The organism is Acinetobacter terrae, assembly GCF_002135195.1.
GTDB classification, from domain to species: Bacteria; Pseudomonadota; Gammaproteobacteria; order Pseudomonadales; family Moraxellaceae; genus Acinetobacter; species Acinetobacter terrae.
The window spans coordinates 1-21,633 of record NZ_NEGF01000006.1; the positions used below are offsets into that span (position 1 = coordinate 1).

The 21,633-nt window shown below is 41.2% G+C and carries 20 protein-coding genes and 1 rRNA gene; 4 read left to right on the forward strand and 17 right to left on the reverse strand.

From position 1 onward, the window contains the following. Window positions 1-105: 105 nt before the first annotated feature. The 3 genes from rrf to B9T23_RS08150 all read left to right on the forward strand — a co-directional run bounded on the left by rrf (window position 106) and on the right by B9T23_RS08150 (window position 3,516). Window positions 106-220: ribosomal RNA gene (gene rrf / locus B9T23_RS08140) — 5S ribosomal RNA — on the forward strand. A gap of 202 nt (window positions 221-422) precedes the next feature. Next, window positions 423-2,219, forward strand: a complete 1,797-nt coding sequence (locus tag B9T23_RS08145) for a sensor domain-containing diguanylate cyclase (RefSeq protein WP_086193742.1) — start codon at window positions 423-425, stop codon at window positions 2,217-2,219. A 139-nt stretch (window positions 2,220-2,358) separates the two neighbouring features. Further along, complete coding sequence (locus B9T23_RS08150) at window positions 2,359-3,516, forward strand: PQQ-dependent sugar dehydrogenase (RefSeq protein WP_086193743.1); 1,158 nt, start codon at window positions 2,359-2,361, stop codon at window positions 3,514-3,516. A 67-nt stretch (window positions 3,517-3,583) separates the two neighbouring features. Here B9T23_RS08150 and B9T23_RS08155 read toward each other — a convergent pair whose 3' ends face one another. The 6 genes from B9T23_RS08155 to ribF form a co-directional block, all read right to left on the reverse strand. Beyond that, the gene (locus B9T23_RS08155) at window positions 3,584-4,624 is read right to left on the reverse strand and encodes a TauD/TfdA dioxygenase family protein (protein WP_086193744.1); all 1,041 of its coding nucleotides are present in this window, start codon (window positions 4,622-4,624) and stop codon (window positions 3,584-3,586) included. Window positions 4,625-5,087: 463 nt separating this feature from the next. Next, entirely contained in the window at window positions 5,088-5,630 is a 543-nt protein-coding gene (locus B9T23_RS08160; RefSeq protein WP_086193745.1) for an NADPH-dependent FMN reductase, read from the reverse strand. Between the two features lie 140 nt (window positions 5,631-5,770). Then, complete coding sequence (locus B9T23_RS08165) at window positions 5,771-6,253, reverse strand: FKBP-type peptidyl-prolyl cis-trans isomerase (RefSeq protein WP_086193746.1); 483 nt, start codon at window positions 6,251-6,253, stop codon at window positions 5,771-5,773. Further along, on the reverse strand, window positions 6,246-6,788 hold the full coding sequence (gene lspA / locus B9T23_RS08170; RefSeq protein ID WP_086193747.1) for a signal peptidase II: 543 nt from the start codon (window positions 6,786-6,788) through the stop codon (window positions 6,246-6,248). Before lspA ends, B9T23_RS08165 begins: the two co-directional genes overlap by 8 nt. After that, window positions 6,781-9,627 carry an isoleucine--tRNA ligase gene (gene ileS / locus B9T23_RS08175; protein WP_086193748.1) on the reverse strand — a complete coding sequence of 949 codons (2,847 nt, stop codon included), beginning with the start codon at window positions 9,625-9,627 and terminating at the stop codon, window positions 6,781-6,783. The genes lspA and ileS overlap by 8 nt, the downstream gene beginning before the upstream one ends. A 63-nt stretch (window positions 9,628-9,690) precedes the next feature. Then, a complete protein-coding gene (gene ribF, locus B9T23_RS08180; protein WP_086193882.1) occupies window positions 9,691-10,692 on the reverse strand; it encodes a bifunctional riboflavin kinase/FAD synthetase in 1,002 nt (333 codons plus the stop codon). 231 nt (window positions 10,693-10,923) lie between these two features. Here ribF and B9T23_RS08185 point away from each other — a divergent pair, with 231 nt between their 5' ends. Beyond that, window positions 10,924-11,487 carry a phosphorylase family protein gene (locus tag B9T23_RS08185; RefSeq protein ID WP_086193749.1) on the forward strand — a complete coding sequence of 188 codons (564 nt, stop codon included), beginning with the start codon at window positions 10,924-10,926 and terminating at the stop codon, window positions 11,485-11,487. Between the two features lie 93 nt (window positions 11,488-11,580). On the opposite strand, the gene B9T23_RS08190 is transcribed toward B9T23_RS08185, so the two are convergent. The 11 genes from B9T23_RS08190 to B9T23_RS08235 all read right to left on the reverse strand — a co-directional run bounded on the left by B9T23_RS08190 (window position 11,581) and on the right by B9T23_RS08235 (window position 21,615). Then, the gene (locus B9T23_RS08190; RefSeq protein ID WP_067725289.1) at window positions 11,581-12,195 is read right to left on the reverse strand and encodes a TetR/AcrR family transcriptional regulator; all 615 of its coding nucleotides are present in this window, start codon (window positions 12,193-12,195) and stop codon (window positions 11,581-11,583) included. A gap of 364 nt (window positions 12,196-12,559) precedes the next feature. Continuing rightward, entirely contained in the window at window positions 12,560-13,369 is an 810-nt protein-coding gene (locus B9T23_RS08195) for an ABC transporter ATP-binding protein (protein WP_086193750.1), read from the reverse strand. A gap of 10 nt (window positions 13,370-13,379) precedes the next feature. Further along, a complete protein-coding gene (ssuC, locus tag B9T23_RS08200) occupies window positions 13,380-14,195 on the reverse strand; it encodes an aliphatic sulfonate ABC transporter permease SsuC (RefSeq protein ID WP_086193751.1) in 816 nt (271 codons plus the stop codon). Next, a complete protein-coding gene (gene ssuD / locus B9T23_RS08205) occupies window positions 14,195-15,370 on the reverse strand; it encodes an FMNH2-dependent alkanesulfonate monooxygenase (RefSeq protein WP_086193752.1) in 1,176 nt (391 codons plus the stop codon). Before ssuD ends, ssuC begins: the two co-directional genes overlap by 1 nt. Window positions 15,371-15,386: 16 nt before the next feature. Further along, entirely contained in the window at window positions 15,387-16,319 is a 933-nt protein-coding gene (locus B9T23_RS08210) for a sulfonate ABC transporter substrate-binding protein (protein WP_228145914.1), read from the reverse strand. Between the two features lie 85 nt (window positions 16,320-16,404). After that, entirely contained in the window at window positions 16,405-17,367 is a 963-nt protein-coding gene (locus B9T23_RS08215) for a sulfonate ABC transporter substrate-binding protein (RefSeq protein ID WP_086193754.1), read from the reverse strand. Window positions 17,368-17,697: 330 nt separating this feature from the next. Next, window positions 17,698-19,050: an amino-acid N-acetyltransferase gene (argA, locus tag B9T23_RS08220; protein ID WP_086193755.1), complete on the reverse strand. Its 1,353-nt coding sequence runs from the start codon at window positions 19,048-19,050 to the stop codon at window positions 17,698-17,700. Window positions 19,051-19,180: 130 nt separating this feature from the next. Beyond that, complete coding sequence (locus B9T23_RS08225; protein WP_086193756.1) at window positions 19,181-19,579, reverse strand: RcnB family protein; 399 nt, start codon at window positions 19,577-19,579, stop codon at window positions 19,181-19,183. Window positions 19,580-19,813: 234 nt separating this feature from the next. Beyond that, window positions 19,814-20,221 (reverse strand): RcnB family protein, encoded by a 408-nt coding sequence (locus tag B9T23_RS08230; protein WP_086193757.1) that lies wholly within the window; start codon window positions 20,219-20,221, stop codon window positions 19,814-19,816. Between the two features lie 295 nt (window positions 20,222-20,516). Further along, entirely contained in the window at window positions 20,517-20,672 is a 156-nt protein-coding gene (locus B9T23_RS16790; RefSeq protein ID WP_165493775.1) for a hypothetical protein, read from the reverse strand. A gap of 196 nt (window positions 20,673-20,868) precedes the next feature. After that, window positions 20,869-21,615, reverse strand: coding sequence for a YciK family oxidoreductase (locus B9T23_RS08235; RefSeq protein ID WP_067725307.1), 747 nt, complete (start codon window positions 21,613-21,615; stop codon window positions 20,869-20,871). Between the last annotated feature and the right edge of the window lie 18 nt (window positions 21,616-21,633).

Here is a 21,633-nt window from a genome sequence, read left to right on the forward strand (position 1 = left end):
GTCCTTAAACTTTGACTCAAATATATCTGTTAATAACTCTTTTGACCAAAGCTAGGCATACACCCAGTGTAAATAAGACCATAGCGAGTAATCATAAACAGTTGTGCTGGCGACAATAGCAAGAGTGAACCACCTGATCCCTTCCCGAACTCAGAAGTGAAACCTCTTTGCGCTGATGGTAGTGTGGGGTTACCCATGTGAGAGTAAGTCATCGCCAGCTCATTATTCCTGAAAACACCCTGATCTAATCGGTCAGGGTGTTTTTTTATGCGCGGAATAAAGAGAAAAATTAAGGTAAATCTTTAGATTTTGATTAAATTATCTTTTGAATCAAAGACTAAATTTTAGGCCGGTCAAATAAGCTTATTGATTTAAGGTTAAATGTTATACTTTTCCACTTAATCCCTCCTTATCTTTTCCGCATGTTCCGCTTTATTCTCAGTGCTATTTTCTCTGTATGCCTATTTCTGCCGAGTACAGCAGTCTATGCTTCAACACCTTTAAATTTTGATAGACACCATAATGCACGACTTGATGGTGTATGGAATTATTATCCTAATCAACTGATCATTGGCTCTGAAGTGTCGCAGATTTCTCCATTCAAAATTATTAAAACAGTTCAATTACCCGCATCATTTCTTAGTATTTCAGGGCAGAAAGATGGTTTAGCGACCTTTCAGCAACATTTTAAATTACCTGAGTCTGCAGTAGGGCAACAAATCTATTTGTATATCCCATATCAGTATGGGGCCTATCAATTATTTGTAGATGATCGTTTACTCACCAAAGTTGGGCAAGTTGGTGTAGAGGAACATCATCAAACAGAAATGGCACCTAAATTGGTGTCATTTTTTCCAAATAAAACCGATGTAGTAATTACCATTCAAGTCTCAAGTTTTCAGCATATTCGGGGTGGTCTAGAAAACAGTATTTTTATTGGTTTCAATAAACCGATTCTGTACAAATTTTATCGCCAAGTGATTCCCCTTACTATTGTGAGTGGTGTATTGCTGATGATTGGTTGCTTTATGGTGTTGTTTGCGCTGTATCGTATTGCACAGAGGCAGCCTAGTCATATTTGGCTGTTCTTGGGACTGTTTATTTTATGTCTGAGTCTGCGTAGTTTTTTTGCTGTTCCGTTTATTTATACCTTATTTACCAATATTTCTTGGCTTTGGGGAACACGACTTGAATATTTACTGACTGAATTGGTTTGCCTATTCTTTCTGCTCTATATTTTTCTATTGCCTCATCAGCTCATTCACCGTTTCTTATTACAGATCACCTGTGTAATGATCGGTATCAATATAGTAGTGACTCTGACTCAACAGCCTTTGGTCTTTCAAAGCTTCTTTTTTCAAAGTTTTGCCATTTCATTCCTGATTTTTGCCAATCTTTTATATGCGGTTTATCGGATCTATCGGGATCAAATTCCCTATTCCAAGGCCAATGCATTTGCCATTGTTTTAGTCTGTCTTACCTTTATACATGATTATTTATTAGGGTTAAAGCTGATCGATTCGGTTGAAATCGCTTTTTATACTTCGTGTATATATTTTATGGTGGTCACCTTGCAGCTCAGCCGTGATTATGCTGTGCAGAGCTATAAAACTGAATTGTTGAATAAGAAACTATTGCAGTGGAATAAAACTCTCGATAAAAAAGTCCAGGAGCGTACTCAGGCCATAATGCAACTGAATGAGCAATTGGCACATCAAGTTCGTACCGATGCCTTAACCGGTGCTTATAACCGTTATGCATTAAATATAGAGATACAACAACGCTTTGAGCAGGCGATTCAAGCCGGATCATCGTTGGGATTTTATATGATTGATGTCGATTATTTTAAAAAATATAACGATCATTATGGTCATCTTAAAGGTGACGATATTTTAAAAGCTTTGGTCAAGACGATAGGTTCAATTTTGCCGGCATCCGGTTTTTTAGCGCGCTATGGTGGGGAAGAGTTTGCTATTTTGTTATCTGATTTGAATATGGAACAGACTCAAAAATTTGCAGAAAAATTGTGTCGGGTTATACGTGAACTTCAACTCGAACATATCAACCGTGAAGCAGGAAAAGACTTTATTACGATTAGTGTAGGCGTGGCTATTATGGACTCTGTACATATCTATAAAAGTGTAGATTGCTTGATGAAAACAGCAGATCAGCAACTCTACCAAGCAAAAATTAAACGCGATCAATCCTGTATTCAGTAAGCCATAGAAAACCTGATTTGGCTTGATCAATTCATCAAGTGAAATGTCATATCTTTTTACGATTACTTGGTTTTTTATATGTAGTGGTTTGTCTGGTAATGCTAAATTGGTCATGATGTTCATTAAAGAAGAATAAAGTATGAACCAAATTCCCACAGCTGCCATTTTATGTTTAAGTTTAACTTTTTATGGCTTAACGGCTTGTCATGCACAAAATGACATTCCACAGGAACAGCAAAAACAGCAATCCTCCTCAAAAATACAACAAAGTTATCAACTTAGTACGATTGCACAGTTTAATGAACCTTGGGCCATCGCATCTTTAAAAGATGGTCGTTTACTGATTACTGAGCGAAAAGGCAAATTACAATTATTTGATCCCCAAACCAAGCAAAAAGTCGAAATCAAAGGTGTGCCTAAAGTGGTTTATGGTGGACAAGGTGGCTTGGGAGATATTGCCTTGCATCCGCAATTTGCACAGAACCGTCAAGTCTATATCAGCTATGCAGCAGCAGGACAGGGTGGCTATGGGGCGGTGGTTGCACGTGGCGAATTGGATTTATCCAATCCTCAACAGCCGAAACTTAAAAATTTAAGGACGATTTGGCAACAAGTGCCTAAAGTACAAGGTCAGGGACATTATGGCCATCGGCTGTTATTTGGCCCAGATGGCAAGCTCTGGATCAGTTCAGGAGAACGTCAAAAGTTTAATCCTGCGCAAGATATGCAATCGAATTTAGGCAAAATTTTACGTTTAAATGATGATGGTACACCTGCTTCAGGTAATCCATTTATGAACCGAGGCGAGATTGCCAAACAGGTCTGGACTTTGGGTCATCGCAACCCTCTAGGTATTGCATTTGATCGTAAAGGTCAGCTTTGGGTGGCTGAAATGGGACCTAAAGGTGGCGATGAGCTCAATCTCATCATAAAAGGTGAAAACTATGGTTATCCCGTTGTTTCGAATGGTGATCATTATGATGGGAAAGATATCCCTGACCATAATACCCGACCTGAATTTAAAGCACCGGAAATCAGCTGGACTCCCGTGATTTCTCCATCTAGCCTGATATTTTATAAAGGCAATCAATTTCCTGCCTGGAAAAATAAGGCCCTGATCAGTGGCTTATCTTCAGAGGCTATTGTAGTTGTTGATACCGAAATGAAGCCAGTGAAGGAAGTTCAGCGCTTAAATATGAAACAGCGTATCCGTGGTTTGCTGGAAGCTCCAGACGGTGCAATTTGGGTCATTGAAGATGGTAAAAACGCCCGATTACTCAAAATGACTGCGAAATAATTTCATCCAAAAGCCCTTATTGAAATGTCGGGCTTTTAAAGGTATTTGCGTAAATCATCTGATTGAATTACGCGGCATAATGATCATCAGCATTAAATACATTGGCCTGAATCTGAATGAGTTTACGGTTGCCTTGTTCACCATTCATGCGCCAATGGGCAATTTTAATATTATCGACAATGGCAACATCACCTTTCTGCCATTGTAATAACAGGGCATCTTGATACATCGCATCAAAAAAGGCTTGTTTCTCTTGATCTGCCCATTCAACTTTATGACCCTGCTGATTAAAAATCTCCCAGGTCAGCTGCATACCATCCGCAGTGGAATCGATTTGGATATCACCACGATTTTCAAAACAATTTTGTGCAGCCTGATAAGCAAATGGATTGGTATTGTTGGCAAACGCCCAAGGTTGTAGCGCCAGCTTTTGGGTAACAGGATGCTTAATTACCAGAGGAGCACGTTGCAAGGTGAGTTTGGCTTTCTTGTCAGGTAGTATACTCACGCTAAAAGGACTTTTTTTCAGTAAAATTCGATCGATAAAATTAATTTTACGTGATGAGACATAAGAAAAATGATTCCAGGTGCCTTGGTATTTTTGCTTCACTGATTCAGGAAAATTTTCCCAAATTTTCTCCAGATTATTAAACCCAGTTTCAGCCAAATAAGTTGATGGTTCCTGACAATATAAAGCGATATAGCGCGAGCGTTCAGAACGGACACCCCCTTCCACATGCGGACCTTGTACAGAGTTCTCTACTGGCCCTAATTGAACGGTATTACGGTCAATATAGCGTCGATAATCGCCCGCGCCTAAAATACTTTCACTGTATTTACGCATCCACGATGCAACCCAACCCGGCATATTAGGATTAAAGGAATTCCAAGGCTGTAACTTGAATTTTTGTTCAATGAGTTGATGAAATTCATCCGTTTGCTGGATGTTAAATCCTCGAAAAATCAAGATGCCATGCTGATGGATTTGTTGCATCAGCTCTTCAAGATTGTTCTCAATATATTGTGCTAAATCATGACATGCATTGTTGTCGGGATGAGCCATGAATACTTTTGCATAATCATTCAGAAAATGATGTTCTAATTGCATAATTTCTCTCTCAAGTATTTTTATTGTTTTGCTTATGATGCCTAGAATAATCTTTAACTCGATTCTAATCGTTCATAAAGGTGTTATGGATAATTGTTTTTGCTGAATTTGATTATAAATTTGATATTTCAGCATGATGTAAATTTTGGTCGTTTAATTGCGCTTTTCGACAGGTGGCGGGTTCACTTTAAATCATGATATTAAATGACTATAAGAAGAATTAAATTATTTTGAAAAAAAGAAGCCCCGACATCCTGTCGAGGCTTCTTTATATTCACTTTGTAGGTATAACTCCTGTCGTACCTATCAGCATCCTGCTGTTGTCATCACTTATCATTTTAGTTTTAAGCTATGAAGACATCCTGTCTCGCTATGAATTAAATATAGTGTGAAAAGTAATATGTGAAAAGTGGATATATTCGGCAACTCTTGTAAGCTAAAACGTACATTCATATCGAAAATATTAAGCACTCACGTATTGAATCAGTTTATCCAAAACGGATTTTAGATTTTTGTTATCAAATTCATTAGGTTCGAATTCTTCAGTTTTATTGCGTGAGAAGATGTCACGAATTTCAATTACCGCATTGCTATCGACTAAACCGAGTTGCGTTCCGACTTGACGGATTTGATCAATCGAGCGTGAGCCGTTGGTTGCGCCATAGCCAATATAAGCAGCAGGTTTGCCTTGCCATTCTTTGCCTAAGTAATCCAAAGCATTTTTAAGTGCAGGGCTGTAGCCATGGTTATATTCAGGGCTAATAAAAATAATGGCATCACCCGAAGCAATTTTGTCTGCCCATTCCTGTTGTTGCGGTTGATCATAAATACCGGTAATCGGTGGATGTGCCCCTGAAAAAATAGGCAGGTTCCATTCTTTTAAATCGACCAGTTCAGCCTGAACTGTACTGAAATTGGCTCTTTCGATACTTCGTTGTACCCAGCGCGCGACTTTAATCGCAATACGACCTTCACGAATACTACCGACAATAATTTGAATTTTCATATCGAACCTGTATTTTTTATAAAGTTAGCTAGGGTCTAAATTAATATGAATATTAGGGGCTGAATATTAGGGATTTGTATCTTCATAACCTAAAAAAGCTCCCGAAGGAGCTTTTAAAAAATCATCAGTTAGATGATCTTTTACATCAGTTTAATAGCTTGCTGACCGGCAGGGGTCACTTTAAAGATTTCCACTTCAAAGGTAATGTCCTTGCCTGCAAGCGGGTGGTTGAAATCAATTTCGGTGATGTCTTCACCCACTGATTTCACTACACCAAATAAGCTTTGTTTGGCTTTATCTTCAAATTCAATCATATGACCGACAATCGGTGTCTGTTCGAATTTAACTGTATCAAATTTTTGTACGTTTTCAGGGTTCCAAGGACCGAAAGCATCTTCAGGAGGAAGACTCACGGTACGACGGTCACCGGCACGTAAACCAAAGAGTGCTTTTTCAAACCCCGGTAATAAGCTGCCATCGCCCATCACCAAACTAACCGGTTCTTCACGGCTACGAGTGTTATCAATTTCCGCACCATTTTCAATGGCCACCGAAAAATGAAGCTCTACTTTCGAGCCATCATTAATACGAATTTCTTCGTTTGGATTAATAATTTCAGTCATTGTGTTGCGCTTCCGCACGTTGAATACGTTGCTTTTCTAGGAAAAATGTATCGATCAGCAGCAAAATAGTACCTACAGTAATGGCACTATCTGCAATATTAAAAGCAGGGAAGTGGCTGTTATTGTAGTAAACGTGAATGAAATCGACCACATAACCTAAAGAAACGCGGTCAATTAAGTTACCGATCGCACCACCCAAAATCAGGGCAATCGCCATCGGTAAAATCACCATTTTTTTCGGCATACGCATCAGCCAAAATACAAAAATTACAGACACTAAACCTGCCAGTGAAGTAAAGAAATAACGTTGCCATCCACCGGCATCAGACAAGAAACTAAAGGCTGCGCCATAGTTATGTAGCAATGTCCAATTTAAAAAGGGCAGTACCGGCACAGGATCTGCATAATTCAGCTGTGTCGTTGCAATCCATTTGGTCCATTGGTCGAGAATAATCGCGACAATGGATAAACCCACCCACACTAGATTGTGTGGGTAGAATTGGAATAAGCCCTTTTTAGTTTGCGGATTAGGCATATTTTCTCTCTTCGCCTTGACCTGTAGGAAGGTTAATAATACAACGGGAACAAAGACCTGGATGTTCGTGATGTGTATTCACATCCGGAAGAACATGCCAGCAACGGGCACATTTTTCGCCCTCTGCAGCCGATACTTTCACGCGTAAGCCTTCAAGATCTGTTGCTTCACCTTGTGCTTCATCAAATGCATTTACAATGACAGTCGATGTGATCAGAACGAAACGAAGTTCATCACTTAACTGATCAAGCACCGCTTTCAATTCAGCATTTGCCCAAAGTTCAACTTTGGCAGACAAGTTCGAACCAATCAGTTTGGCATTACGTGCTGCTTCAATTTGCTTGTTCACCGCAGATTTAACCGCAATCATGGTTTGCCAATCAGCTTCTGAAACCAGGTTGGCTTTCGATGCAACAGGAATGTCATACCATTCAGTGGTGAACACGTATTTCTCAGTTTGACCCGGAATTAAAGGCCAAGCTTCTTGAGCGGTAAAGGTCAAGATCGGTGCCATCCAGCGGACAAAAGCTTGTACCAAATGATACAGTGCAGTTTGTGCAGAATGACGCGCTTGAGAATCCGCTTTGGTGGTGTACTGACGGTCTTTGATGATGTCGAGGTAGAAACCACCCAAGTCATTAATACAGAAGTTGGTCAACGAGCTTGCCACGATATGGAAGTTCATATCTTCATAGGCTTGCTGAATGGTTTTTTGTACGTCAGCAGCACGTTGCAGGATGTATTGATCCAGCGCGATCAACTGATCGACTGGCAATGCATCAGTAGCCGGTTGGAAACCATTCAGGTTCGCCAACAAGAAACGCAAGGTGTTACGAATACGACGATAACCATCTGATGCACGGCTAAAGATTTCTTTACCGGCGGTCATTTCATAACGGTAGTCTGAAGATGCAATCCAGAAACGTAAACCGTCTGCACCCATATCTTTAATGATGTCTTGCGGTGTGATCACGTTACCGATGGATTTCGACATCTTACGGCCTTTTTCATCGACCACGAAACCGTGAGTCAACAAGCCTTTGTAAGGTGCGCGGTTGTTAATCGCGATAGAAGTGAGCAATGAAGACTGGAACCAGCCACGGTGTTGATCTGAACCTTCAAGGTACAAATCAGCAGGATCAGTCAATTCTTCACGTTGACGAAGTACCGCATAATGCGTTGTACCCGAGTCAAACCATACGTCTAATGTGTCACGTACTGCATTGTAGTGTTCAGCATCGGCACCGATAAAGTCTTTCGCTTCACGGTTATACCAGCCATCAATGCCTTCTTGTTCAATCAGTTTTGCAACGATTTCGATCAGTTCAGGGGTACGCGGATGTAATTCGTTGGTATCTTTATGCACGAAGAACGGGATTGGCACGCCCCAAGTACGTTGACGCGAGATACACCAGTCCGGACGACCTTCAATCATCGATTCGATACGGTTTTTACCCCAATCTGGGACAAAACTGATGTCGTTTTCAATTGCGTTTAAAGCACCTTGGCGTAAACCTTTTTCATCCATGCTGATGAACCACTGTGGGGTCGCACGGAAGATAATCGGGGTTTTATGACGCCAGCAATGTGGATAGCTATGCTTGATCACCACATGTGCCCAAAGCTTGTTGGCTTCACTTAATGCAGCAATAATTTTTGGATTGGCTTTATAGATGTGCTCGCCTGCAAAAACAGGTGCAGTCGGTAAATACACACCGTTACCGCCGACAGGATTATCGACTTTTAAGTTATATAGTAAGCCAACTTTATAATCGTCTACACCATGGCCCGGTGCAGTATGTACCGCACCTGTACCACTGGTTGCAATCACGTGTTCGCCTAAAATTACAGGAACCTGACGTTCAGTAATTAAAGGATGTTGTAATTGTAGGTTCTCAAGTTTGCTACCGGTAAAATCAGCAATTACTTCAACGGTGGTAAAGCCGTAACGTTCAGTAGCAGATTCAACCAAATCTTTAGCCAAGATAAAGTTTTGCGCTGCTTTTTCATCGCCACGTGCTTTAACCAGTTGGTATTCAATGTCGGCATGCAGGGCAACCGCCTGATTCGCAGGAATAGTCCAAGGTGTTGTGGTCCAGATCACGATATCTGTTGAATCGGCAACAGTTAGGCCTAAACGCGCTGATAAATCTGCTAAATCAACAACGCTGAAACCCACGTCGATTGCATCTGATTTTTTATCTTCGTATTCAACTTCAGCTTCTGCCAATGCAGAACCACAGTCCAGACACCAGTTGACTGGTTTAAGGCCCGGTTGGATATGACCTTGTTTTTGGATTTCACCCAATGAACGCACGATATTGGCTTCTTGGGCAAAATTCATGGTCAGGTAAGGATTGTCCCAATCACCAAACACACCCATACGCACAAAGTCTTTCTTCTGTAATTCGACTTGAGTGTAGGCATATTCGCGGCAATGTTTACGGAACGTTGCAGCATCCACTTTAACGCCGACTTTACCGACTTTTTCTTCAACTTTGAGTTCAATCGGCAAACCGTGACAGTCCCAACCCGGAACATAGGGTGCATCAAAACCATCCATAATGCGGCTTTTGATGATGATGTCTTTGAGTACTTTATTTACCGCATGACCCAAATGGATTTGACCATTTGCGTATGGAGGGCCATCGTGAAGCACATATTTTTTCTTGCCAATACGCGATGCACGAATCTGCTGATAAATGTTGTCGGCATACCACTCTTCTAACCATTTTGCTTCACGTACTGCGAGATTTGCTTTCATCGCAAATTCAGTACCTGGGAGGTTTAGCGTGGCTTTATAATCCACTGCATTTTCAGGAGTTTGCTTATCGCTCATGCAAGTTGTCTTCCAATTTAATCAGTCTTAGGCTGACGCGTTTTACAATAAAAAATGTGGGATTTAAAAGGGGAAATCGGGCGTATTTTGTCGAAACTCAAGCAGTTTCTCAACATCGTCATCAATTCCCGCTTTCAATGCTTCAAGCGAAGGGTAGTCCTTTTCACCATGTAAATAGTTCAAGAACGTCACCCGCATTAACAGGCCATACAGATTAGCAGAAACATCAGGAAAATGTACTTCTAATCGCCATTCAGGATGTTCCTGTTTGATGGCTGGTCGTGTACCAACATGTCCTGCACCAAATAGGGCAGTCGGTTCATAGCCTGCAATCCCCAGTTTTTCAGGATTGTCGGCTTTTACTTTGTCTTTTAAAGATTCGGTTTCACATAATACTTCAACGCCGTAAATCCCCTTTAAACAGGGTTTATGACGGTTTAGACGAATGTTAATGGTGGGGAAATTAATGGTACGTCCAATCTGGTCGCCATATTGTACCCGGCCGGTGATGCTATACGGACGACCCAATAATTTGGCAGCCAAAGCTAAATCACCCGCTTGCAAGGTATGACGAATCCGGGTCGAGCTGACGCGGTGTCCATCCAATGCAATGGTATGTAAATTAGTGACCTGAAAACCGTAAGCTCGCAGAAACTCACTATTGCCTTGACGGTTTTTACCGAAATGGAAATCGTCGCCCAGAACCAGATGTTCTGCATTGAGTTTTTGTTTGAGAATATCTGCAAAGCTTTCAGCACTTAAACTACGGAAATGATTATCAAATTTCGCAATCGCGATATAGTCGACACCCAGTTCGGTTAAGTATTCGACTTTTTCACGTAATGAACTAATTCTAGGCGGCGCTTCATAACCTTTAAAAAATTCCAAAGGTTGTGGCTCAAAAATCATCACCAGGGTTTTTAAATTTTGTGCTGCGGCGAGTTGTTTTAATTGTGCAATCATTGCCTGATGACCCAAATGTACACCGTCAAAATTACCAATCGTAGCGGCAGTTTTTGGCAATTGAAAATTTGGCGCTAAAGCATTCAGGCGGAGCAGCTTCATGGGCGAATCAATAAGTGAAAAATTATCAGGGCTATATATTGCCATAATCTTGAGCGTTCGTCTTGTTGTTGTGTTTTCATCCAAAAAAATTATCGGATATCTACCGAAAAATAGTTGTGTAGAAAGATCAAAATGCAGATTGATTAAAGGTGGATTTTAAAATTTGCACTCTTTCTCTAATTCTTTTCTAATGTGTGCAGTTTTGAGTTGGTAAATAAATAAGGTATCGCAATGTCGGATTTGGCTTTAATCATGGCACTTCCCAATGAATCGAAAGGTTTGTTTGAACAAGCGGGGATTCAAGTGCATTACAGTGGTATTGGCAAAGTCAATGCAGCTTTTAAAGCTTTTGAAGTGATTCAGAAAACCGGCTGTAAAACCTTACTGAACTTGGGTTCAGCGGGAAGTTCTCAATTTGATGCGCATGCCTTGGTGGAAGTGACGACTTTTGTGCAACGTGATATGGATGTATCGCCACTGGGTTTTGCAGTGGGGGTGACACCTATGGATGATGACCATCCTGCGGAAATTCATTTAGAGTCCTATTTTCAGCATTTGGAAAAAGGCATTTGTGGAACCGGGGACAGCTTTGAAACAGGTACGCCGAAAGTACCCTGTCATTTGGTGGATATGGAAGGCTACGCAATTGCAAAAGTATGCAAGAAGCTGGGCGTACGATTAATTTCAGTGAAATATATTACCGATGGTGCCAATGACACAGCGCATTTGGATTGGGAAGAAAATTTATTATTGGGTGCGCAAAAATTATTAAAATTATATCAAACGGTCAAATAATCAGAGTGGAGTTGGAAATTCGGCGACCATAGTTGTCTATGGTCGTATGCCAAAATTATCTTAGACGATAATTTAAGAATTATAATTTAAGAATCATGGGCGAGGAATCACGCCGTATAACATCAGATGGACAGTATGCTGGATGATCCGCTGCTGCATACTACGGTTACGCAAGGTCTTGCCTGTCACCATTTCCATTTGGGTCGCAAAATCTGCATAGTTTTGGGTAATCGCCCAAATATTCAAAATTAAAAGCTCGGGATCAATTTCTTTGGCAATTTTACCTTGCTCTTGCCACATGGTAATGACTTTGGCTTTACGCTTCACCAGTTTTTTAAGCGGACCTTTTAAAATTGGCAAGATATGCGGCGCACCTTGAATCACTTCCAAAGCAAACAGTCGAGATGCTTTTGGCTGGGTACGCGAAACCTCAATTTTTTGCAATAAATAATTGGTGATCGCTTCTTCAGGCTCAAGCTCTGTTTCTAGCATTTGCAGTGGAGCAAGCCACTTTTGTAATACCGTGGTGAGTACTTCAACGTACAAGGCTTCCTTATTTTCATAATAATAGAAAATATTGGATTTGTGCATTTCAGCAATCTGAGCAATCTCGTCTAAGCTTGCCCCATTAAAACCGTAAAGGGAAAATACATCCAGTGCTGCATTTAGCAGTTGATGTCGTTTTTGAGTACTCTTTTTTTGTTCCATTGGCCATTAAAAAACAATTAAAAGTGGAACCTTAAATTGTACGGCAAATCATCAGATTTGTGCACAGGCAAAAGTTTTAATTTTATGAATATTGACGATTTATTTTTTAGATCAACTATTAAATTGCCAAGTTTTCGAGCAATGTACAAAGATGCTTTAAAAGAGTGCATAAAGTAGCGCAATAACGATCGTTAAATAATTCAATAAGATTGATTTTTTGTATTTTATTGAACGCTTAAGTTAAATACTAGATTGATAAATGAATGATTAAATTAATTAAAGAATAAGATGAGCTTTATACAACCTAAATCATGAGATGAGCCCAAACCGATTGTCAGAATGTGCTCATTTCAAATGTAAAAAATCATGTCGCCAATACAGCATTGAGAACTTGTTGCTCTAATTCGGTAAAAGCGTAATCTTTTTTACGTGGTCGTGGTAAGTCCACCTTAAATTGTTTAGCGATATGCCCTTTATCGAGCAAAATAATTCGATCGGCCAGTTGTACTGCTTCACTGACATCATGGGTCACCAAAATGGCGGTAAAGCCTTGCTCATGCCAGAGTTTTTCAATCAGGCTCTGCATGTCTAAACGGGTTAACGCATCCAGTGCACCGAGTGGTTCATCTAACAGTAAGATGCGCGGCTTATGCGACAATGCGCGAGCGAGCGCGGTACGCTGACGCTGACCGCCTGAAAGTTGTGAAGGCCACAATCCGGTTTTCTCTTTCAGTCCAACTTTCTCTAACAGGGCAGAGGCATTGCCTTGATGCTCTTTGGCTAAACCCAATTGGACATTTTGTTCAATGCTACGCCACGGCAAAAGTCGTGGGTCCTGGAACATGACCCGGATGTCATCACTGCTAATGCCTTCGCGAATATGTCGTGCCGATTTAAACTTGATTTCACCATAGCTGGGTTGTTCTAAATCCGCTATCAGACGAAGCAGGGTACTTTTACCACATCCACTACGTCCAACAATCGCAAGAAATTCACCTGGTTGAATATGCAGGTCTAAATCTTCTAGAACCGTTACATCAGCATAAAATTTATGCAGTTGCTCAATCAGAATTTCTGCACCGACCACAGCTGTTGGATTGATATCTGTAGTTGCAGGCTGTTCTGGCGCGGTCGGATCTTCAGCTACATGTCGCCCTATACTTAAATCAGTCATGACTTATTCCTTATTTTTGATATCCAGCATGCCAACGTAGTAAGTATTTTTCTAAGCCTACTGCCAATACATCGGCCAATTTTCCAAGCAGGGCGTAAAGTAAAATCCCCACCAACACCACATCTGTTTGTAAGAATTCACGTGCATTCATGGTCATGTAGCCAATACCTGATTGTGCGGAAATGGTTTCTGCAACGATGAGCAATACCCAAACCAGACCTAATGCAAAGCGTAAACCGACAAGAATGGACGGCATGGCACCCGGTAAAATAATTTCTTTGTATAACTGCCAGCGGGTCAGACCATAGCTTTTACCCATCTCGATGAGTTGTGGATCAACCGAACGAATTCCATGATAGGTGTTGATATAAATTGGGAAGAACACACCAACAGCAACTAAAAAAAGTTTGGCTGATTCATCAATCCCGAACCATAGAATCACCAAAGGAATTAATGCTAAAGCCGGGATATTACGGATCATTTGCAAAGTGGTATCGAGCAGGGTCGATGCCATTTTAGAAGAGCCATTCAGCAAGCCCAGTAATAGGCCCAAGCCACCACCCACGAATAATCCGAGTAAGGCACGTCCTGCACTGACTTTAACGTGTTGCCAAAGTTCACCCGTGATCGACAGATGCCAGAATGCGCTTACCACTGCACTCGGTGCAGGCAGAATACGGCTTTCTAAAATACCGGTGCGGGATGCAATTTGCCAAATCGCGATCAGGGCGATCGGGAACAACCAGGGCAGCAAATGCTGCCCAAATTGTGTTCCACGTGAAACCTTGGTTTTTGCCAAGGTTTCAGCAGAAATGCTTTTACTCATTAAGCCGGCTCCTTAGTTTTCACTTCTTTTTTCGCCTCATCTGGCACGTAGTTATTTGCCACGATTTCACCAAAAGGACCGGTCAAATTTGGTTGTGCCAATTTTTGACGGGTTTCTAATGGAAGCAGTGGGAACACCAGTTCAGCAAAACGAATGGATTCTTCAAGATGTGGATAGCCTGAGAAAATAAAGGTATCGATACCCAAATCAGCATATTCTTGAATGCGGTCTGCAACTGTTTGTGGATCACCGACCAATGCTGTTCCTGCACCACCACGAACAAGACCTACACCTGCCCAAAGGTTCGGAGAGACTTCAAGTTTGCTACGATCGCCATTATGCAGTTCAGCCATGCGACGCTGACCCACCGAATCCATTTGTTTGAATTTCTTTTGAGCCGCTTGAATGGTGGCATCATCAACATATTGAATCAGTTCTTCAGCCGCCGCCCATGCCTGTTCATTGGTTTCACGAACAATCACGTGTAAACGAATACCGTAATTTAAAGTACGACCACGTGCAGCGGCTTTAGCGCGCATGGTTTCAACTTTTTCTTTTACTGCTGCTGGTGGCTCGCCCCAAGTTAAATAAGTGTCAACCTGTTCTGCAGCAAGCTCGATCGCAGCATCAGAAGAACCGCCAAACCAAAGGGGTGGATATGGTTTTTGCACCGGTGGATAAAGCAGTTTTGCATCATCGACTTGTAAGCGGTCGCCGTGGAAAGTAAACGATTCACCTGTATGCGAGCGGGTTAAAATTTCACGCCAAATTTTGGTGTATTCCGCTGCTGTTTGGTAACGTGTTGCATGATCTTCATAGACACCGTCACCTTTCAACTCTTGCTCATCACCACCGGTGACTAAGTTAAGCAATACACGACCATTGGATAAACGGTCAAAAGTTGCCGCCATACGTGCAGCAAGAGCAGGCGTGGTTACACCTGGGCGTAAAGCTACCAGGAATTTTAAATTTTTGGTTGCATCAATCAGGCTTGCAGCAGTAATCCACGGATCTTCACACGAACGACCCGTTGGAATCAGTACGCCTTCGTAACCTAAGTTATCTACGGCTACGGCAATCTGTTTCATATAAGCATGATCGACCTGACGCGCGCCTTTGCTTGTGCCTAAATAACGACTGTCACCATGCGTAGGAATAAACCAGAAAATTTTCATTGCTTTGATCCTTAGATTATTTGCCTGCCCAAACGGCTTGCTGAATGTGAATAGATTTCGGAATGATCTTGAGTTCGCTAAAACGGTTTGCAAGTTCTTGCTGGTCTGTGATCACTTTTTGAGTAAGTAGTGCAGCATTTGATGGATTAGGACGACGCTGGATAAAGGTCTGGCTGACATTCAGTTTCAGACCTGTGCTTTGGGCAAAGATAGTTGCAGTCACAGCCTTGTTGCTTTGTACCCATTTATCGGCAACGTTCACTTGCTTGATAATGCCTTTTAATGCCTGTGGGTGATTTTTAACCAAATCGCCTGAAGCTAAATAAAACGTGTAATTTGGACTTAAGCCTTTACCTGAAGCCAGTACTTTGGCTTTATCTTCCACTTGAGCCGAAGCATAGTAGGGATCCCAAATTGCCCATGCATCAATGGCACCTTTCTGGAAAGCGGCACGTGCATCGGCAGGGCTTAACCAGATCGGTTGAATATCGGTCCATTGCAAACCTGCTTTGCGTACTGCTTGCACCAATAAATAATGTGAGCTTGAGCCCCGGTGAACCCCAACGCGTTTACCCTTTAGCTGACTAAGTTGGGTGATTTTGGAATTGCTGGGCACCAAAATGGCAGAAGCCAAAGGTTTTGCGGTTTCATAAGCAAAATAATGCAATGGCTTGTTGCCTGCCTGAGCATATACAGGGGGCGTATCGCCTGTAGCACCGATATCAATAGAACCGACTGCCAGCGCTTCTAAAATTTGCGGACCACCCGGAAATTCATTCCATGAAATTTTTGCGTTTGGAAATTCCTGTTCAAACAGCTTCTGTTGTTTGGCAATCACCAGATTGAGCGAAGCTTTTTGATAGCCCACGCGTAGCTGTTTTACAGAAGGATCGACTGCCCAAGCTGCACTTGAACCCAACATCGCGCAAGCAATCAGCATCGCATTCATGCCATGACTGGATGTTTTAAACCAGGTAATTGCTTTATTATCTTGCTGATGTTGAGTCATGGTCGAGTCCTCTATTGTTGTGTCATTACTTCGCTAAAATTGCGGATTGAATATTGATTTTGTTTGGAATTAGTTTCTGGTTATAGAATGCGTCGGCAACATATTGCTGCTGTTTAACCACGTCGTTTGAAATCGGTTGCACGCCAAAGCCCATGCGGGAAATGGATGTTTTTAGGATACCGTTAGAGAGTCCTGTTGGTTTTTCCAAAAGTTTGGCTGCTTCGTCTTGATGCTGGGACACCCATTGGGTTGTGGTGTTTAATTCATTGACTACAGCTTTGAGTACATCCGGATGTTGTTCGGCAAATTTACGGTCTGCCAAATAGAATTGATGATTGCTGACCAAGTTTTCACCTGTGGCAATGACACGGGCACCAATCTGCTGTTCAGCAGCTGCAAAGAACGGATCCCAAATCACCCAGGCATCCACTGCGCCTTTTTCAAAAGCAGCACGTGCATCAGAAGGCGGTAAATACACCACTTGGATGTCATCCAGTTTCAGATTGTTGGCTTCTAATAATTTGAGTAATAAGTAATGCACGTTTGAGCCTTTATTCAGGACAACACGTTTACCTTTTAAATCCTGGATGTTTTGAATGGCTGAATCTTTTTGCACAATTAACGCTTCAGCTTTAGGCGCTTCCGGTTGGTTGGCGATATAAACCAGATTCGAATTGGCGGCCTGAGCAAAAATAGGAGGAGCTTCACCTGCTTCACCCAAGGAAACACTGCCGACATTTAAACCTTCAAGCAATTGTGGACCTGCAGGGAATTCGACCCATTTCACATTGATGCCTTGGTCTTTCAATGCTGTTTCTAAAGTGCCGCGTTCTTTAATAATTGGTAACAAGCCATATTTTTGGAAACCGATATTTAAAGTCACCGTTTCAGCTTCTTTTTTGCCACAACCTGACATCATCATTGCGCCAGCAACTACTGAAGAAAGGACCAGCGATTTCGCCCAGAATTTTGCTTGAATGGCGCTCATGAATGTGTGCTCCGCAACAATGAAATGTTGAATATTGAACACATAAGCTAAAGCTTTATCTTTTTCGAAAAAAATAAAAAAATAGGAATTCTTAATGAGGAAAAAAGATAAATAAAAAAAAGAAAAACTTATGTAAAAATGTGATTTATAAGAAAAATAAAATAGGCTGTTTTAATGGTTTAAGTTGTTGATATTAATTTAATTTAATTTTAAATATCATGCTGTTATAAGGTTATACAAAAACTGCATAAGCAAATTGTCACAAAATTCGCAAAAACATAGATAAAGATATATAAAATAAAGATATAACAAGCATAAAAAAAAGCCACTTTAAAGTGACTTTTTGAACACCAAAGAGTTACGTTGGTAGTTATACAGAGCCTGACGTGCATTCGGCAGATCGTCGACACTCGCAGGTTCAAAGCCATGCTCGACAAACCAGTGCGCGGTACGTGTGGTCAGTACAAACAGTTGTTGAATGCCCAAACTTTTCGCTTTGTCTTCCAGATAATGCAGAATTTGGCTACCACGATTCGACTTGCGATAGGTTGGATCTACAGCGACACAGGCAATTTCAGCCGATTTAATTTCATTGGCTGAAGTTGGAATCGGGTAAAGCGCGGCACAGGCTAAAATCATACCATCCCGTTCAATCACAGAAAATTGCTCAATTTCACTTTCTAATCGTTCACGTGAGCGATACACCAAAATGCCTTCTTCTTCGAGAGGGCGAAGTAAATTCATCAGACCACCGACATCCTGAATATTTGCAGTACGCACTTCTTCATAATGTGCATCGGTCATCATTGTGCCTGCACCGTCACGGGTGAACAATTCTTCCAGCAATGCGCCATCATAGGTATAAGAAATCAGATGCACACGACGCACGCCTTGCAGTGAGGCATTCTTTGCACCGCGTAACTGCAAAGCAATATCTGGATTGGAGTCTTGGTACTGCAAAATGTGCTGATCGAGTTGATGAGGCGGAATTTCGCGTTGCAATTGCCCGAATTCATTCACCAGACCTTGTTGTTTACCCAAGAAAATCAACTTGTCCGCTTTAAGCAAAATAGCGGTATTGGTGGCGACTTCTTCCGCGACCAGGTTAAACACTTCACCTGTGTTGGAATAACCGGTTGGGCCAAGCAATACAATATTATGATTTTTAAGATGGCGTTGAATTGCCTCGGTATCCACGGTACGTAATTCACCGGTAAGCTGGAAATCCACACCATCACGAATGCCATAAGGTTTTGCAGTGACAAAATTGCCTGAGATGACATCAATACGTGCGCCGTACATCGGTGAGTTGGCAAGCCCCATCGAAAGCAGCGCTTCAATTTGCAAACGGATAGAACCTACGGCATTCATCACGCAACTTAAAGATTCGCGCGTGGTAATACGACGATGATTATGGAATGGCGTTTGAATGCCACTGGCTTTTAAGTTCTGATTGATCTGTGAACGTGCGCCATGAACCAGAATCAGACGAATGCCTAAAGAATGCAGTAGAGCAATGTCATGAATAATATGCTGGAAATTTTCATGTTGAACCGCTTCACCATCAAACATAATAACAAAGGTTTTATTGCGGTGAGCATTGATATAAGGCGCAGAATGTCGAAACCAATGCACATATTGCAAAGTTGTGCTTTGTGATGTTTCAGATGAATTCGTTTGCATACCTATCTCAAAATTAAAAAATTTCCTTCTCTGATTCTAATCAAAAAATGATTGAGGGGAAGCTAAAAATAAAAAAACACCTGAATCGAATTCAGGTGTTTTTTAGGGAAGAGGAAACTTAAACCAGATTTTAGTTGATGATGCGTACAATACGGTCGGTACGTTCATTTACCAAGACATAGTCGCCGTTGACTTTGTACCATTGTTGATAACGGCCAGTATTGGGTAAACGGTGTGCTTCACGATCGCTGACTTTATAGCTAGATGAGCTAAATACACGCGGGAAGCTTTGACCTGTACGCCAATCACGACTTGGGTTTACAAGTTTATTATCATAACGTTTGTTGTCATAACGATTGTGGTCATAACGGTTGTTATTGTCCCAACGGTGATCATCCTGTTTTACAGGCTTTGATGGAGCATGATTATAACGTTGATGATCATCATAACGATGATCCGGTGCTGCCATTGCTGAAGTTGCCATCAATGCAGATAAAGAAAGCGCAATTGTTGTTAGAATTTTTTTCATATCTTTCACCTAATTTTCAGAGAGAACAGTTATTTCGTTGAAACTAAATTAACTAAAAAGTAGAGATAAAAAATGAGAGCTTTATAGTTGAATTGTGAAATTCATGGAGAAAAAAAGAAGATTGTAAAATGTTGAAAAACTTGCAGTTAAAGACTTGCTGTTAAAATGAACGATGGATGCAAAACAAAAAAAAGCTCAAACCGGAGTTTGAGCTTGGAGAATTTAAAACTGAGTTTAGAAACCTTGAATACGCACAATATTATTACTGTCAGTATCCACTAAAATGTAGTCATTATTGATTTTGTACCACTGCTGGTTACGCGAGGGTTTTGGCAAGTCATGGCTTTTGTAATCGACTTTATAACCATTACCACGATAATGCTGTGGCATGACATAACCGGTTTGCCATTTATGCTGCTGTAGACGTTTTACCCCACGCTCTTCACGACCACGGCGTTTATCTTGCATACGATCATCGTCATCATCATGGTTACGAAAATCTCGCCCATTATTCGACTGCTGATGACGCGGTTGATCCCAACCACGATTGTTATCGTGTTTATCGTGAGGTGCAGCAGTGGTTACACTGTTTGCCATCAATGCACTGAAAGAGATTGCCAAAATTGTCAAAATCTTTTTCATGTTGAACCCTCATAGAAAATTTATTAATTTCAATAATGCTAATGTACGAAAAAATTGCAGAGAAACTGTGAAGATAAATCCCTAATTTCTTAAAAAATGCAGAGATAATAAGGATATTATGCAGAAATATCTCACGATTTAAAAATCTTAAGAATTTTATAGTCGATATTAAATACTAGAAAAACAGGGCATTGATGAAAACTTTGTATCAATTTTTTGATATTGCTTTTATTTATTCAAAATTGTGCTGGCAAAAGGCCTGAACAGCCTATGTCGACTGTTCAATAAAATTGCTTTAGTTCCATTGCTCAGCCAAATCTTGAAGTGAGCTCACAGCCTGTGCAATTGCTTCTGCTTGTCCTGCATCATCAAGACCTGTAATCAATGTATTTGAAAGCTGTAAGTTTTTAATACAACGAATGGTTTCAATTTTACGTTTTTGATCAGCCATAACCTGTTCCTCATATGCTGTGTTCTTCAATAGGAGTGAGCATAGGCTTATTTTACTGATTTGGAAAAACGAATATTATTATGAAAGTTATTTAAAAATACGATTTATAAGTTTTTATTTATCTGAAAATTTTCTCCTTAATGGAGCGGCAATAAAATAAAAAGGGAGCATGACTCCCTTTTGATCTTTTTAAGGATTAATCCTGTGCATCAATGCTTTGACCATTCAGATGTAAGCTGTCATCACCCATTAAATACAGGTAAGCCGGCATGATCATTTCAGGTGTTGCTAAGGTTTTCGGATCTTCATCTGGATAGGCTTTGGCACGCATTGCAGTACGTGTTGCTCCCGGATTAATACAGTTAAATCGCACATTTGGATAAACATTTTCTTTGGCAAAAATCTTGTTCACCGCTTCAATGGCAATTTTTGATACCGAGTATGCGCCCCAACGCTCACGTGCTTCGCGACCTACACCAGAGCTGGCAAAAACCACAGAGGCATGTTCTGATTTATGCAGCAGGGGTAACAGTTCTTGAGTGAGTAAAAATGGCGCACGCAGATTCACCGCCATCACATCATCCCAGACATCAATCGGGTAATGGGCAAGTTCTGTGCGTTCACCCAGGATACCGGCATTATGCAAAATGCCATCCAAGCGACCAAATTGTTTTTCTAAAGTATCGACCAGTAACTCATAGTCTCGAGGAGAGGCGCTGGAGAGTTGCAAAGGCAAAATAGCCGGTTGCGGCGCACCCAGGCTTTCAATTTCATCATAAATGACTTCAAGCTTATTTAAAGTGCGTCCATGCAGTACGACGGTTGCCCCATGCAGGGCATAGCTAATTGCAGCTGCACGACCAATACCATCGCCCGCACCTGTAATCAGGATAATGCGATCTTTTAACAGATCGGGGCGAGGTTGATATTCTGAATATTTCATTGCCTACCTCCTCGTTTA